Consider the following 14,689-nt stretch of genomic DNA (forward strand, 5'->3'; position numbering starts at 1 on the left):
CATTTTACGCGACAAAAACGCGCGACGGCTGCATCTCACCGCCGCGATAGGTTCCGACAGCAATGGCTTTTCCATCGTAAGAGGCCCAAACCTCGTCGCCAAATTCGACATCGCTGGCGATCACCGAGGCCGGATTTCCATTACGCAGCTTGGCGACGCTTTCGGCGAGGCAGCGTACCTCAGGAAGATCGGCCAGCCCGACTTCCAGCGGTTTCAGATATTGGTCCAGATCGGGGGTTTTCGCCATGTTATCAATTTGCTCCAGCGTCAACCCGTCGCTGGCCTGAAACGGCCCCGACCAGATGCGACGCAGCGATTTCACATGCGCCTTGCAACCCAGCGCATCGCCCAGATCACGCGCGATGGACCGAACATAGCCACCTTTGCCGCAGGTCATTTCCAAGAGGACATGATCATCATCAGGGCGGTCGATCAGCAGCAACTCTTCAACCCATAACGGCCGTGCAGCAAGGGCCATTTCTTCACCATCCCGGGCCTTTTTATAGGCGCGTTCCCCGTCAATCTTGACGGCCGAAAACTGCGGTGGCACCTGCATGATATCCCCGATGAACGCCGACAATGCTGCTTTGATCGCCTCATCATCAGGGCGCAGATCAGACTGTGCGATCACTTCACCTTCGGCATCATCGGTATTGGTCGCCTGCCCCAGACGGGCCGTAAACTCATAGGCTTTCAGCGCTTCGGTGATGTAGGGAACTGTCTTGGTCGCCTCGCCCAACGCAACGGCCAAAACGCCTGTGGCTTCAGGGTCAAGCGTGCCCGCATGACCCGCCTTCCTGGCATCCATCGCCCAGCGCACCTTGTTCACAACAGCGGTCGAGGTCATCCCGGCAGGTTTGTCCACCACAAGCCAACCAGAAATATCCCGTCCTTTACGTTTGCGCGCCATCTATCCGACCTCTTTGTTTGTCACCGGGCTGCTAATGGTGCCGGTGCGCCGGGTCAAGCCAAGCGTTCCGGAATGACCCTAAGCGAGGCGTGCCCAGAATTTAGCTAAATTCTGGCCTAAAATCCTACCGGATTTTAGCGTCATCGGCTTTCGAGGATCTCAAGGAATGCATCGCCAAACCGTTCCGCGTATTTGTCACCGATCAGCCGCGTCAGGTCATCCATCGTGGCCCCACGTAACTGAGCGACCTTTGCCAGCATTGAGGCTGAGCAGCTCATCGGTTTATCAACACCATGCGGGCCACGGCCCAGCTGGGTCTGCGCCTCAAAGAGCCTATCATAAACGGTTCCGTCATCGCGCCCAGCCAACTTACGGCGCATTGGGTGCATCTCTTCCACTGCACCTGCGATAACCTCAAGAAAATCGCGGCCGTAACTGTCCAGCTTCTTTGCTCCGACACCGCCGATTTGGGCCATCTCATCAAGTGTCAGCGGCCGCTTTTCCGCCATTTCGATCAATGTACGGTCGTTGAAAATGATATAAGCCGGGGCGTTCGCCTGCTCTGCCAGATAGCGCCGCTTCGCCTTCAGCGCCGACAGCAGCGGCGCGTCTTCTTCGCTGACCAACATGCGCACGTTCCGGCCCGGCCCGCGCGCGGCTTTGATCGTATCACGCCGCAAGGTAATCGTCGCCGCGCCGCGCAATATCGGGCGCGCCTTTTCTGTCATCCGCAACGCGCCATGTCGCTCCCTGTCGGGGCGCATCAGGTCATGGCCCATCATCTGCCGGAAAATCGCCTGCCATTGGCGTTTATCGTAATCCTTGCCCACACCGTAGGTCGGCAAGCTGTCATGCCCGCGCTGGCGGATCTTGTCGGTCTCATTGCCCAGCAAAATATCGATCAGATGCCCCGCGCCAAACCATTCCTCCGTGCGCAAAGCGGCCGACAGCGCCATGCGTACAGCGGTCGTCCCATCAAAGACCTCTGCTGGTTTGTCGCAAAGATCGCAATGGCCGCAAGGCGCAGGGTTTTCACCGAAATATTCCAGCAGGTTCTGACGCCGACATTGCAACGCTTCGGCCAGGCCAAGCAACGCATTCAGCCGCCCATGATCGGCGGCGCGGCGCTCTGGTGGGGCGAGCCCTTCGTCGATCTGTTGCCTGCGAAAACGAATATCGTCAGGGCCAAACAGGGTCAGGGTTTCAGCAGGGGCACCATCGCGGCCTGCACGGCCGATTTCCTGATAATAGCCTTCAATCGATTTGGGCAAATCGGCATGCGCGACCCAGCGAATGTCAGGTTTGTCGATCCCCATACCAAAGGCAATGGTTGCACAGACGATCAGCCCATCTTCCTGCTGAAAGCGGCGTTCCACATCACGGCGATCGCCTGTCTCCATCCCGCCATGATAGTGACAGGCAAGATGGCCAGCAGCATCCAAGGCCTTGGCCAGTGTTTCGGTTTTGGCGCGTGTGCCGCAATAGACAATGCCAGATTGACCTTTGCGAGCAGCTGCGAAACTCAGGATCTGGTTGCGCGGTCCGTCTTTGACAGCAAAAGCCAGGTGAATATTCGGGCGGTCAAAGCCGCGCAGAAAGGTCTCTGGCGCAGCCCCGTCAAACAGCTTTTGGACAATCTCTTCGCGGGTTTCGGAATCCGCAGTCGCGGTAAACGCGGCCAATGGCACGTCAAGCATACGGCGCAGATCACCGATACGCAGATAATCGGGCCGAAAATCATGGCCCCATTGGCTGACGCAATGCGCTTCATCGACCGCGATCAGACCCACCCTGGCCCGGCGCAGCATATTCATGGTACCACCCGCCGCCAAACGTTCGGGCGCCATGTAAAGCAGCTTTAGCGCACCGCGCTCAAGCGCCTCCCAAACCGCATCAGTCTCTTCTTGGGTATTGCCAGAGGTCAAAGCCCCCGCTTCCACGCCAGCCTCGCGCAGGCCGCGCACCTGGTCGCGCATCAGGGCAATGAGGGGCGATATAACAACCGTCACGCCATCGCGAACCAAAGCAGGCAATTGAAAACACAAGGATTTCCCACCACCCGTTGGCATGATGGCCAGCGTATTGCGGCCATTTGTGACGGCCTCGACAATCTCTTGTTGGCCCGGACGGAACGCATCAAAGCCAAAGACATCACGTAAAAGCGTGGCAGCGGACATAAATGCGGGGCCTGTTACATGTGTGGGTGTGTTTGCCGGTCACAATTTCATAGGGGGAATCGCGGGACAAGATGTATCTGGCCCGCATAGCAAAAAAGGCCGCTTCCGCGAGGAAGCGACCTTTTCTGGACAGGGAGAATGTTCAGCTGATTAGCTGTTGATGTCGTAGACTTTCGAAGCCACAGCCTGACCGTCGACACTGATCACAGCCAGAACGTCCTTGGAACGTGGGAAACCTACGTCAACGCGTACATCCGTGTTTGCACCAGCGTTCACCATTTCAGTACCGAGCAGTTCGCCCTGTACACCGCGATGGTAGTCATAGATTTCAACAACACCAGCACCTTCGGCGCGGACCAGACCCAGCTCAAGTGTATCATCGGCGTCCAGGGTACGGCCGTTTTCAAAGTAAGAGTCAGCGGCGGCCATAGAACCAGTAGCAGCAACAGCAGCGGCGAGAATGATTGATTTAATAGACATGGTTTTCGTTCCTTTAGATTTTCGTTTCATTTTTTGATTGAGGGTCCTTGGGCCGATCATTTAGCGGCCCAAGGTGAGGGGGGATTAGTTGATGTCGTAGACTTTGGTCACAACGTCTTGACCTTCGATGTTGATGACCGCCAGGACGTCTTGGGTACGTGGGAAGCCAACGTTGACGCGAACATCTGTGTTTGCACCAGCTTGGACTGTCTCTGTGCCCAGCAGCGCACCACGAACACCGGTGTGGAAATCATAGATTTCGACAACGCCGGCACCGTCAGCGCGAACCAGGCCCAGTTCCAGTGTATCGTCACGGTCCAGTGTGCGGCCGTTTTCGAAGTAAGAGTCGGCGGCAGCGAAAGAACCGGTTGTTGCAACTGCAGCGGCGAGGATGATTGTCTTAATAGTCATGGTTTCGTTCCTTTATGTTGTGTGATGCGATCTTGATGACCGCGATTGCTTTGGTTTCGTGTGGTGCGGTGTGAACCGCGGTTGTTTGTATGTGGCGTCTTGGGTGGCGCCGTTTGATGAGGTTAAGATTGGGTATCCGAGCCCATTCGGAAAGGTTTGCGGCGTTCACGAAAATGGTGATCAATGTGATCAGCAATGGTGCTTGACACAGGGATTTGAACGCTAATGGGGCTTATTCGTGCGTTAGCGCACAGAAATGCGCCCCGATATGTGCACAGACTGCCCTTAGGTCACGCGTAATTGGGCATATTCCCTTTCAATCGCTCACAGATTTCAAAGAGGCGCATTTCTGTGAGCAGCCAATATTTCCTTGGCCTCGCGCGGGCGTGAGCTTTCTGACAAGAAATCGAGGGGTTTATTGGTCTCGGCCGAGCGAATCTGCTGCATTGCCAAGACGATCTGAACCCTCTACGCCTGATCTTTCAGGAGGATTCTCAATGGGTGAGATCATTTTGGTCCGGCATGGGCAGGCCAATTCGGCCGCGACTGACGAAGCAGGCTATGACAAACTATCCGACCTGGGCCATCAGCAGGCCCGCTGGTTGGGCAATTATCTGGCAGATCGCGAAAAGCCCTTTGATAAGGTGATCAGCGGCAGCTTGCGCCGCCACAAGGAAACTGCTGCCGGAATCGGCTACGAGACGCCACAGATTGACCCGCGTCTGAACGAAATGGATTACTTCAATCTGGGCCAGGCACTGGAAGATGTGCACGGGATCCCATTTCCCGGCCCCGAAGAATTCGCCGCCCATGCTCCCCAAGTCATGGAGGCCTGGCACCGGGCCGAGATTATGGGCGTGGAAACCTTTGCCTCTTTTGAAACCCGGGTGACAAGTGTGCTGCAAGAAGCCGCGCAGCCCGGAGTGCGGGTGCTTTGCGTCACATCGGGCGGCGTGATCGGCATGATCATCCGGCATCTGCTGAATCTGGACCCAACCCGCATGGCACATGTATTGCTACCGATCATGAATAGCTCACTACACCGCGTGCATGTGATCCCGCAGGGGCCGATCCTGGCCGGTTTCAACGCTATTCCCCATCTGGACCAACCCGATCGGGCCCATGCCGTGACCCATTACTAAAAGACCGCCCCTGGTATGACAGTGACACCTCTCGGCTATCTGTTTTTGGGCTCCGCACTGTTTGGGGTCTTGCTTGCTGTTGGGGTCAGACGTCGTTTTGCTGCAAACGGCAAACCTATTGGCGCGGCGGCAAGTCTGTTTTTCGGATTTGTGCTGGTCACCATTTCAACCCCGTTTGTCATGGGCAGCGCTTGGGGGGGCGTCTCGGTCTATAAAATGATGACGTTTCCCAGATTCGAGGCGACCGTCATTCACTTTGACAGTGAATGGGAAGAAATGACGCGCACGGATTCTGATGGCTTCAGTTATACCGAAGATGTGCTGATGCACACGCCGACCCTGCAATTCGTCGATGACACCGGCCAGACCGTCACGCAACGCGGCAACATCCGCAGCGGAAAAGAACCGGTGATCGGCGATACCGTGACGGTCGGGTACCGGCCCGGCCAGTCGCTTTACGTGATTTCTGTCGCATCGATCGGCTTATTAACCGGGCTGGCGGTGATGATGCTGATCCTGGGTTACATCCTGGCGGAAGTGCTGATGTTCGTTCTGGGCCGAAAATCCAAAAGGCTGAACAAGTTCGGCGGTATATTACTGGGTCATATCATCATTGGCGGCGGGATGCTGGGTATGCTGGCCGGCATGCTTTATGGTGTTTACAGCTATTTTCAGCCGGGCAGTGATATGCCGTTTGGCATTATGCTGCTTTGTCTCTTCTTTAGCCTTGTTTTGGCCCTGGCCTTTACCGGCATGTTCTTTGTCGGGCGAAAGGACCGGAAATAAGGGGGTGTTGGCCTCTGCGCCGCCCAATGCGGCCAGCAGGTCTTGACCATTGCGCGGTTTCCCTAGCGTATGCTGACTTGAACATAGGTTTTCATTCATAAGGATCCGTCTGATGCTCCGCCTCCATTACGCGCCACGTACGATTTCAGTTGCCGTTGCAATTGCTCTGGAAGAGGTCGGCACGGCCTATGACGCAATGCGGGTAGATTTTGCGACAGCCGAGCAAACCAAAGAGGATTATCGCAACATCAATCCCAAAGGCCGGGTGCCAGCGCTGGAAACCCCAGAAGGAATTTTGACCGAGACGGGCGCGCTTTTGGAATATGTGGCACCATCGCTGATCCCTACCGATCCTTTTGCGGCGGCCAAAATGCGCGAATTGATGTGCTACCTGAACGGAACCATGCACCCCCACCACGCCCACGGGCTGCGCGGGGAACGCTGGGCGGATCAAGAAGCGTCCTTTGCCGATATGAAACAAAAGGTGCCAGAGCGTATGGCCGATTGCTGCGCGTATCTCGAAGAACATCTTGCCGCCCTGCCCTTTGCGATCGGCGAAATGCAGGTGCTGTCCGATCCCTATCTTTATGTCGTCCTGACCTGGCTGAAAGGCGATGGGGTCGATATCGAGGATCACCCGCTTTTGGCTGCATTCCAACATCGGATGAACACGCAGCGGTCCGTACAGATCGCATATGAAAAGGGTATGCTTTAGGTCAGACAGTTTCAAATCCCGGCGTATCCAGCCCAGCCCTAAGGTGGCCAGGCAGATACGACGAAACTTTCAGCAGCGGCCAAGACCATCCCATTGCGAGCGGCAGTTTGCAGCGCCCCGCAAATATCAAAAGGCTGATCCGATGTTGTGCCAGTGATCAGCATTGCCGACCCTCGACCCGCTCATAGCATGTCGATGGGGATGTATCGCGTGTGGTAGATTTCCATCCGCCTCTGGGCATTGCATACATCAACCACGCGGAAAATGCCCATTGTGGCGGCTACTGACGCGCTGTACCCTGCCTTTATATTGCGGTCACGCAAGATGTAAGTTGATAGTTCAAAGGCCGTTTCTTGGGGGAGATTACGCAAGGCATTTTGTTTAGCTGCGCTGTTGCGGGCAGATATGCGCCTTCGTTTTATCTAACCCTCGTATACCTTTCGGGAGGCTCCACCGGGCCACAAAAAATAGGATGACATAATGGACGGTACACTTGGCCTCATCTGGCTGCTGACGAGCTTGACAGACATGGCGTTGAATGATTGCCCCAACGGTTGCCTGAAAACCGAAAAGCTAGATCCACAGATATTTTATCAGCTGGGACAACTGCAATCTGATGAATTTCAGAGCGCGAATGAGTTCTACTTTGGTTACGACAGCCATCGTCGACGCGGCCCCTCTCGCCCCACTTATGGCCTTTCAATCACAACTGATGGGGCTGCATGGTTCGGGATCGGCGGGAAATGGAGCAGCCAATACGTCTACGACTCTCCATGGTTCATCGAAACCTCGCTGATGCCTGGTTTTTACAGGCAAGGTGACGGCGCTGATCTTGATGGGATTCTGCAATTTCGAGGGGCACTTGGTATTGGCTATACATTTGACAACGGCAGTAACCTGACGATCGTCTACGACAGCATGTCCAATGCAGATTTTTTCGATGACAGCCCAAGCCGCGAAACGCTTGCCATCCGTTGGACGACCAACTGGGAAGGGCCAAGCCTTCGTTCAAGAATAGGTTGGTGAGAGCGACAGCTGAGAAAGGTGGCCTGGTCTTTCGACAGTATGGCCAAGCGTTTAGGGTCGCTGTTATCGGTCCAATCGGCAATTTGAATTTCTTCCGGACGATGACCCGAAACGCCCGACGTGGCCGACAGGTTCATCCGATGTCTGCCCAGCAAGTCTTGATATCCAATCTACCAAAGGTCTGCTCGTCGGGATCTCATAATTTAGCGGTTTGATCGGATGAGACAGGGCGCGTGGCGCATCCTCCTTTAGATGCACAACGCGACCCGCGCACGCCAAACACGCATCTGGCGCAAGTCTGACCGGTGTCCCTAGCGACCGGGGCCGAGCCCAAGCCGATCCTTGGTTGATGGGTTAAAACCGATCCTACGAGGTGCCGCTAGTACAGATCATCTTCAGCAACAGACGGATCAATGCCCAGCGCGTCCAGCCCGGCCTCTAGGTGATCGGACAGATGCGGCGAGCCTTTGAGATATTCTGAGGTCGGGATTGTCGCCTCTTGGGTCGCGGTGTTGAGTGCGTCGCGCAGGTTTTCAGGTTCAAAACTGCCCCGCCCGACCCAGAACACGGCCACCAAGGCAGCCTGTTCGTCTTCGGCTAATCTGTCGACGAACCCGTCAAATTCGTTCTCGGCGCGGTCCAGCTCGCGCGCCAAAATGATGACTTCGGCGATTTTATCGGATGAGATAGGTAGCATGGTACATCCTCCTTTGAATGTACCATGCAATAGGTTCACACCCCGAACATTGATCTGGCGCAAGTCTGGCCTTGTTACGGACGACCGGGGCCGGGCAAGGCCTCTTCAAGCATTTGAACAGTGACACCAAGCCGTTCGGCGACTTTGGCCAGGTCCGCATCGCGTCCGCCTTCGGCGCGCATCGCCTCTTCCAACGCTGATGCATCTACCCCCAATGCCGCGGCGGCTTGGCTAAAGTCCGGCCGCCCTTGTGCGGCACCGCCCTCGGCCCGGGCGGACCCGATGCCCTGCGCCGCCGTGGTGGTGAAATTGTCCTGCGCGACGACCCCAACCAGACAGGACGGCAGGTTCGGGAAGGTCTCGCTGGCGTGATAATGATAGACGGGTGCGTCACTATCAGCGGTAGGGCCGACATGCCCACCGCAGGCGTCAAGCCCGGCGGGCGTTGTCCCATCAGCCTCAAGCGAGCCATAGATCGCAAACCCATCAAAGGCATATCCAAAAAGGGCCGCCGGATCTTGGGGAACATTTGCGCAGTTTGCCGCGACCTCATCCGTTTCAAAGACAGTGTCGATATCGGTCGCTGTGGCATGCCAGTGGAACCAGCCGCCGGGGTCAACATGGCCGCCGCAGGTATCCAGTGCCGGCATATGGCCCCGGTCCAGCACAGAGGGCGCATCCGCAAAGATCGGCACGCCATCGACCCCAAGTCCGACTTTGGCCACGGTCCCCAAGGGCGTCGGCGTGTCGGCCATCACCGGGTTCATCGGGATCAGAACCGTCATAGAGACGCTTTCATCGACCGAGCCTGAGATACATTCATTTGGCGCGGTTGGCCCCTCGACCCGGATATCAAAGACGTTCACGGTGCCGTTTTCGTCAAAGAAGACATAGCCCTGATCGGCGAGCATTTGCAGATAGTCTGCATCGATCCGATAAAGACCGGGATTTTCGCCGTCCCAATCCCAGATGCCGCCAACATCACCCGTTGTGGCCGGGCAGAATGGGCCAATTTCAAGATCGTCGGGCAGGTATTTGACGACATATTCCACACATTGCGCCGGATCGCCGTTTTCCAGCGTGCAGTCAACGATCTGGGGTGTTTCCAGCAAAGCATTGGCCGCGACACTATCCGTGTCACTATGCGCCAGCGCGAGCCCGGGGCCCGCAAGGGCGGCAATCAACGTAACGAGGCTGTTTTTGGTGCGTGCGCTCATATCGCTCTCTCCTGCTATAGGCATATTGAACGGCCCAGAGAGACGTTTCCGTCGGTGGGCGTGCACGTTTGCCATGGGACTGGGCAAAGAACCTATGATTATTTCGTGTAACAATCCTGGTACGCTACATAAGCTTCAGTATCTTCTCCCAGTTCCTTCATCACCGCATTGAGTCCCCCAGTGTTGGAAAGGGAACGCGCGACGTGGGGGTCAAGCCCCGCAGCAAGGGCCTCTTCTTGAATTTGCTTTACCGCATCCACAACGCGCCACTGCGCGCGCAATCGACCGGAAGGCGTTTTGGCGCGCTCTGCAGATTGGCCCGCCTTCCAGCGGGCCTGCTGGATCGTCTTTGCCCAACGATCCATATTTTTCAGATCGAGTGCGGTCTGTTCAAAATTCTCTTCTTCGAACATGTCATCAAGGTCAGACGGAGAGTATTTTCGCAAGCCACATGATCGCGCATGTACCGCCTGATCATCATAGTCGGTACAATAGAACTGGATTGCCGCAGGTTCGTTGTCTGGAAGCGGCCACAGATGCAGCGAAGCTTTAAAGTTCCGCCCGAATAATGACCTGTCTGGATCAATGCCGAAGCTCTTGATGTAGCGGGTCATGATTGGCCGGTTAAAGCGCGCGGTGATTTGCCTTGACTGGTACAGCGCGCAATCTTCAAACGGCTCTGGCTTGCCTTCCTCATGCCATTCCCAACGGTGTTTTTCAAAGCCGATCGTTGTGAAGGCCTTTCGAAGCACGTATTTACCTTGACGGATTTTCAGCCCGTGATGCTGTCGTCGTGCGGTTTCCATGATGCTGTCAAAAGTTATCAGTTTGGCCGAAGGTAAAACACGCGCAAGGTCTGCCGGAAATTCGGGGCGGGTAATGCCGTCCAAGGGGTGCTCAACCACGGTCAGGTCTGGCGCCTCAGCTGGCGACCAGATCAACGTGCCATTAAACTTCGGGCAACCGGGGGGATCGTTGGGACGTTTTTCGCCGGATTGCGCACGCCTTTGCATTTCGGACAGCCACATCAGTGGTGGCATCCGTTCCCCGTGCGTTCGACCGATTGCGAATTCACGGGCGCGTACAACACCGGCGATCAGCGGGGCAAGCTTTTCAAACGGCCCGGGCACAATTGTCAGGCTGAGATGCTTTTCCCAGGGTTCCATGTGTGTGGGTTCAAACGTCATTGCGGGTTGGCGAAATTTCATATGATCGCTTACTTTATCTGTCGTATTGGATTTGTCAGCCCGATGGGGCGCGCGAAGACCAGCCTAGTCATTTCCCAAAACAAAAAAACCCCGCCATCACCAGGATGGCGGGGATAAAGTTAGTGCATGCGGTCCTTTCCACCATGGAAAGGGATGCCGCATACACCGGCGGTATCAACGTTGGGAATGCGTCTTGACTGTGACAGTCAGTGCTTTGCCATCTCAGAGCGGATCTGCTGACGCAGCAGATCAATGGGCACTTTTTGCCCGTCGCGTTTAAATTGCCAATAGGTCCAGCCATTGCAGCTGGGCGCGCCTTCCAGATGGGCGCCGACCTGATGGATTGATCCTTTGATATCGTCACCGATCAACGTGCCATCAGCACGGACCTTTGCCTTGTGACGGCCATTCATGCTCCAAAGCTCTTCACCCGGGCGCAGCAGGCCCCGTTCAACCAGCACGCCAAAGGCCACCCGCGGCTCGGCCCGTTTGGACTGGCTGACCTCAAGCGCTTCAGTGTCGAATTTCCGGGTATTCGCGATCCGCTTTTCGGCGACCTTGCGATAGGCCTCTTCACGCTCGATCCCGATGAAATCCCGGCCCAGCATTTTGGCCACAGCCCCGGTGGTGCCGGTGCCAAAGAAGGGATCAAGAACCACGTCGCCAGGATTTGTGGTGGCCACCAAAACACGGTGGAGCAGCGACTGTGGTTTCTGGGTTGGGTGTGCTTTTTCGCCGGCGTCGTTTTTCAGGCGTTCATGTCCGGTGCAAATGGGCAGAACCCAGTCGGACCGCATCTGAACGCCTTCGTTCAACGCTTTGAGTGCTTCGTAATTAAATGTGTATTTGCTGGCTTCTTCTTTGGAGGCCCAGATCAGGGTCTCATGTGCGTTGGTCAGCCGTTTGCCCCGGAAATTGGGCATGGGATTGGATTTGCGCCAGACCACGTCATTGAGGATCCAGAAGCCTTGGTTCTGCAGCTCGGCGCCCATGCGGAACACGTTATGATAACTGCCAATGACCCAGATGGCGCCGTTTGGTTTCAGCAACCGGCGGGCTGCTGCCAACCATTCGCGGGTGAATTTGTCGTAAACTTTGAAACTGTCAAACTGGTCCCAGGCGTCATCGACCGCGTCGACCTTGGAATTATCCGGGCGATGCAGATCGCCTTTCAGCTGCAGGTTATAGGGCGGATCTGCAAAAATCAGATCGACAGAACCTGCAGGCAGGCTGTTCATGACCTCGATACAGTCACCATCCACAATCGTATTGAGCGGGAGCGCTTGCGCCCCCTTCACTTTGGTCTTGGTCGTCATCACTTGCCTCATAGCCCGGCGGGTTATCCCGCTCATTTGCTTGGCTCTAATGTGAGTCAGAGTGGATTCGCTGTCAAAAGCTTTATTGAATCAATCACTTATACTTTTATCTTGATACAAGATGTTGTGTATCGGCTTGAACGAACGTCTATGGTGGGGTGTGACGCCAAACTGCTCAAGGCCCAATTTATGTTGGGCTGTGGGGTATCCGGCGTTCTTTTCCCACCCATAACCCGGGAACTGTTGCGCCAAATCCACCATGTGTCGGTCGCGCCACACTTTTGCGACGATGGAAGCGGCCGCAATCGACAGGCTCCGCCCGTCCCCCTTCACGATGGTCTCGGCGGAAATCGTCAGATCACGGGGGATCATGTTGCCATCGATCAGCGCGTGATCGGCGGTTTGCCGTAATCCCTGAACGGCCCGAACCATCGCGATGTGCGACGCGCGCAGGATATTATGGGTGTCGATCTCTACTACGCTGGCTTGGGCAATGGCCACATCTGCCTTGGCCATGATCTGGTCAAACAGGGCATCACGCTTTTTCGCAGTCAGCTTCTTACTGTCATTGAGACCGTCAGGCAGATTATCTGGGTCAAGGATCACAGCGGCAGCACAGACCGGGCCAGCAAGCGGTCCGCGCCCGACTTCATCAACCCCGGCAATAAACAGGTATCCTTTGGCCTTAGCGGCCTGCTCAAAACTGAAATCGGGTTTGTTCATGCGCCGCTTGTGACCAGTAAGGCGGGGGGCTTGCAAGAAAAAAGGGGCAGAGAGCCATGTCCATCCTCTCTGCCCCCGGTGGTGCTATATGGTCATTGAGAGGCCTAGCACCAGTTTGCGCGGCAACCGGGGCAAGTGGCCGCGCATCTGCACGGCGCCTTAGTTGCGCCGATCCGAAACAAATCCACGTTCGCGCAGGCAAACCGGATCAAAACCCGTTCTTGGGCCATTGCTGCTATAGACCCGGACCTCGCATCGCTCGGGCAGGCTGTTTACATGGCGATAGTTCCGCTCAAGGCAGCGCTGGCCATACATGCGCTGCACACCAAAGCGGGTTTCGACACGGCGCAGACAATCGGCGGGCAAAACGCGGCGGCTACGCTGGGTATTGGAATTCAGGCGGGACCAGTCATTGTCGCGATTGATCCCGTTCCAGCTATTGCCATGTTGGACAGGTGTTGCCGCGCTATCGTCGCTGTTCTCAAGGGCCGAGCCGATAACGGCGACCGCAGCCAGGCCGATCAGCAATTTGCCGACATCTTCGCGATCAAGACCATTGGCCGCCGCAGGTGTTGCTGTGGCCAGGGACAATGCGGTGACGGCTGTTATAACTGATTTTAGCATCGGGTGATCCTTTCAAGTGACGCCCAAACGGGGCCTCGTGACGTTGATGAAAGGAGTTTCCCCAATAAATTTGCAGCCAAGCAATAACGAGGGATGGTTATGGCATGACAAGCGCGATAACATGGGGCGTTATTGAATATCATCTTATCCTCGGGTCAGATTATGATCATGAAAAATCTTTGTTCCGCATTTCTGTTGATTTGGCTCAGCGCCGGTATGGCCCATGCGGCCTGCTACGCTGATTACAAGGCCAAGCAAGATAATCCGCTACGGCTGCATTACGGTGTTGTGCGGCTGCCTGGTGAATGCAGCGTACGCGCCGCCGAAAACCTGTTGCGCTCTGCTCTGTCCCGTGATGGCTGGCAATTGTTGAACGTTGTCGGCGTCTTTGAAGATGACGGTCTGGCTCAGAGAAGGGACAGCGCTGGTGAATACTTCCTCCGCTACTGAAGCGCGCGAAATCGGCAATAAAATTGTTGTGGCAGGGATTGGGGCAATTGTCCTGATCCTTGCCATTGCTGCTGTGCTCTTGTTCATCAACCTGCCGGATGCGAACGCGTTCAACATGCGGGTCGAACGGCTGTTTATCGAAAATGACACGCTGACCGGCAATGCCGAAATCAAACTGCTTGAGATCCTCGCCGGATCGGGCACCGCGTTTTCGGATACGCTGGCCTCTTATCGGTTCGTGATTTTCGTGCTGCTGATCTTTGCGACGGCACTGCTTATCGCCGCTGTGGCCTTTCTGGTGATGCTGATCGCGCTGAACCGCCGGATGGGACGGATTGAACGGCAAGGGATTGAGGTGAACTCATTGACGATCAGCCGCGACCAACGGGCCGTCTATCTGAATGATTTCGAATTCAAGCTGACCGATGCCGCGATTGAAACCCTGTCTGTTCTTGCCGAAGCGCGGATGGATGACGAGGTCCTGACAGGCGCCGAGATCGAAGGTGTGATCTCAGGGCGTAGCGCGGCAGATTGCGACGAGGCAGCAGGTGCCACCCGGATCAAGCGGCTGCGCGATACGCTTGGCAACCAGATGATGAGCGAACTTTTGGTCAAGAACATCGCCCGCAAAGGCTATGTGCTGGCCATCGACAAAGACGTCATCCGGATGGTCTGACAGTCTGGCGATAGCTCAATCGCTGATTCCACAAATTACGTGTTCTTAAATCGTTTACGCAACTTAAAGGCGATATCCTCGCCTGCAGTTAACTTTTTGCTAACTTTTTCCGCGATTGCCTCTGGTTTGGA

General features: G+C 55.9%; 16 protein-coding genes. 6 read left to right on the forward strand and 10 right to left on the reverse strand.

Annotation, left to right across the window (positions count from 1 at the left end):
* Positions 1-4 precede the first annotated feature (4 nt).
* The 4 genes from truB to AABB29_RS04735 form a co-directional block, all read right to left on the reverse strand.
* Positions 5-910 carry a tRNA pseudouridine(55) synthase TruB gene (gene truB, locus AABB29_RS04720; protein ID WP_341368041.1) on the reverse strand — a complete coding sequence of 302 codons (906 nt, stop codon included), beginning with the start codon at positions 908-910 and terminating at the stop codon, positions 5-7.
* Positions 911-1,050: 140 nt separating this feature from the next.
* The gene (recQ, locus tag AABB29_RS04725) at positions 1,051-3,087 is read right to left on the reverse strand and encodes a DNA helicase RecQ (RefSeq protein ID WP_373636801.1); all 2,037 of its coding nucleotides are present in this window, start codon (positions 3,085-3,087) and stop codon (positions 1,051-1,053) included.
* Between the two features lie 150 nt (positions 3,088-3,237).
* Entirely contained in the window at positions 3,238-3,567 is a 330-nt protein-coding gene (locus AABB29_RS04730) for a hypothetical protein (RefSeq protein ID WP_341368040.1), read from the reverse strand.
* An 84-nt stretch (positions 3,568-3,651) separates the two neighbouring features.
* Complete coding sequence (locus AABB29_RS04735) at positions 3,652-3,978, reverse strand: hypothetical protein (protein WP_341368039.1); 327 nt, start codon at positions 3,976-3,978, stop codon at positions 3,652-3,654.
* Between the two features lie 497 nt (positions 3,979-4,475).
* Between AABB29_RS04735 and AABB29_RS04740 the strand changes: the two genes are divergently transcribed.
* The 4 genes from AABB29_RS04740 (at position 4,476) to AABB29_RS04755 (ending at position 7,647) form a co-directional block, all read left to right on the forward strand.
* The gene (locus tag AABB29_RS04740) at positions 4,476-5,120 is read left to right on the forward strand and encodes a histidine phosphatase family protein (protein WP_341368038.1); all 645 of its coding nucleotides are present in this window, start codon (positions 4,476-4,478) and stop codon (positions 5,118-5,120) included.
* 15 nt (positions 5,121-5,135) lie between these two features.
* Positions 5,136-5,906, forward strand: a complete 771-nt coding sequence (locus AABB29_RS04745; protein ID WP_341368037.1) for a hypothetical protein — start codon at positions 5,136-5,138, stop codon at positions 5,904-5,906.
* Between the two features lie 112 nt (positions 5,907-6,018).
* Complete coding sequence (locus AABB29_RS04750; protein WP_341368036.1) at positions 6,019-6,621, forward strand: glutathione S-transferase family protein; 603 nt, start codon at positions 6,019-6,021, stop codon at positions 6,619-6,621.
* Positions 6,622-7,101: 480 nt separating this feature from the next.
* A complete protein-coding gene (locus tag AABB29_RS04755; protein WP_341368035.1) occupies positions 7,102-7,647 on the forward strand; it encodes an acyloxyacyl hydrolase in 546 nt (181 codons plus the stop codon).
* 379 nt (positions 7,648-8,026) lie between these two features.
* On the opposite strand, the gene AABB29_RS04760 is transcribed toward AABB29_RS04755, so the two are convergent.
* From AABB29_RS04760 to AABB29_RS04785, 6 genes are all read right to left on the reverse strand, one after another.
* A complete protein-coding gene (locus AABB29_RS04760; RefSeq protein ID WP_341368034.1) occupies positions 8,027-8,344 on the reverse strand; it encodes a DUF3775 domain-containing protein in 318 nt (105 codons plus the stop codon).
* Positions 8,345-8,418: 74 nt separating this feature from the next.
* Positions 8,419-9,561 carry a YHYH protein gene (locus AABB29_RS04765; protein ID WP_341368033.1) on the reverse strand — a complete coding sequence of 381 codons (1,143 nt, stop codon included), beginning with the start codon at positions 9,559-9,561 and terminating at the stop codon, positions 8,419-8,421.
* Positions 9,562-9,659: 98 nt separating this feature from the next.
* Entirely contained in the window at positions 9,660-10,451 is a 792-nt protein-coding gene (locus AABB29_RS04770; RefSeq protein ID WP_341368032.1) for a hypothetical protein, read from the reverse strand.
* Between the two features lie 524 nt (positions 10,452-10,975).
* Positions 10,976-12,085: a site-specific DNA-methyltransferase gene (locus tag AABB29_RS04775; protein ID WP_341368031.1), complete on the reverse strand. Its 1,110-nt coding sequence runs from the start codon at positions 12,083-12,085 to the stop codon at positions 10,976-10,978.
* A 90-nt stretch (positions 12,086-12,175) separates the two neighbouring features.
* Positions 12,176-12,808: a ribonuclease HII gene (locus AABB29_RS04780; protein WP_341368030.1), complete on the reverse strand. Its 633-nt coding sequence runs from the start codon at positions 12,806-12,808 to the stop codon at positions 12,176-12,178.
* A gap of 159 nt (positions 12,809-12,967) precedes the next feature.
* Positions 12,968-13,432, reverse strand: a complete 465-nt coding sequence (locus tag AABB29_RS04785; protein ID WP_341368029.1) for a hypothetical protein — start codon at positions 13,430-13,432, stop codon at positions 12,968-12,970.
* A gap of 168 nt (positions 13,433-13,600) precedes the next feature.
* On the opposite strand from AABB29_RS04785, the gene AABB29_RS04790 reads away from it, so the two are divergent.
* Together AABB29_RS04790 and AABB29_RS04795 are read left to right on the forward strand one after the other, a co-directional pair.
* Positions 13,601-13,882 (forward strand): hypothetical protein, encoded by a 282-nt coding sequence (locus AABB29_RS04790; RefSeq protein WP_341368028.1) that lies wholly within the window; start codon positions 13,601-13,603, stop codon positions 13,880-13,882.
* Positions 13,827-14,558 carry a hypothetical protein gene (locus AABB29_RS04795; RefSeq protein WP_341368027.1) on the forward strand — a complete coding sequence of 244 codons (732 nt, stop codon included), beginning with the start codon at positions 13,827-13,829 and terminating at the stop codon, positions 14,556-14,558. Before AABB29_RS04790 ends, AABB29_RS04795 begins: the two co-directional genes overlap by 56 nt.
* Positions 14,559-14,689 lie beyond the last annotated feature (131 nt).

The sequence above is a fragment of the Yoonia sp. BS5-3 genome, from assembly GCF_038069655.2.
Classification (GTDB): Bacteria; Pseudomonadota; Alphaproteobacteria; order Rhodobacterales; family Rhodobacteraceae; genus Yoonia; species Yoonia phaeophyticola.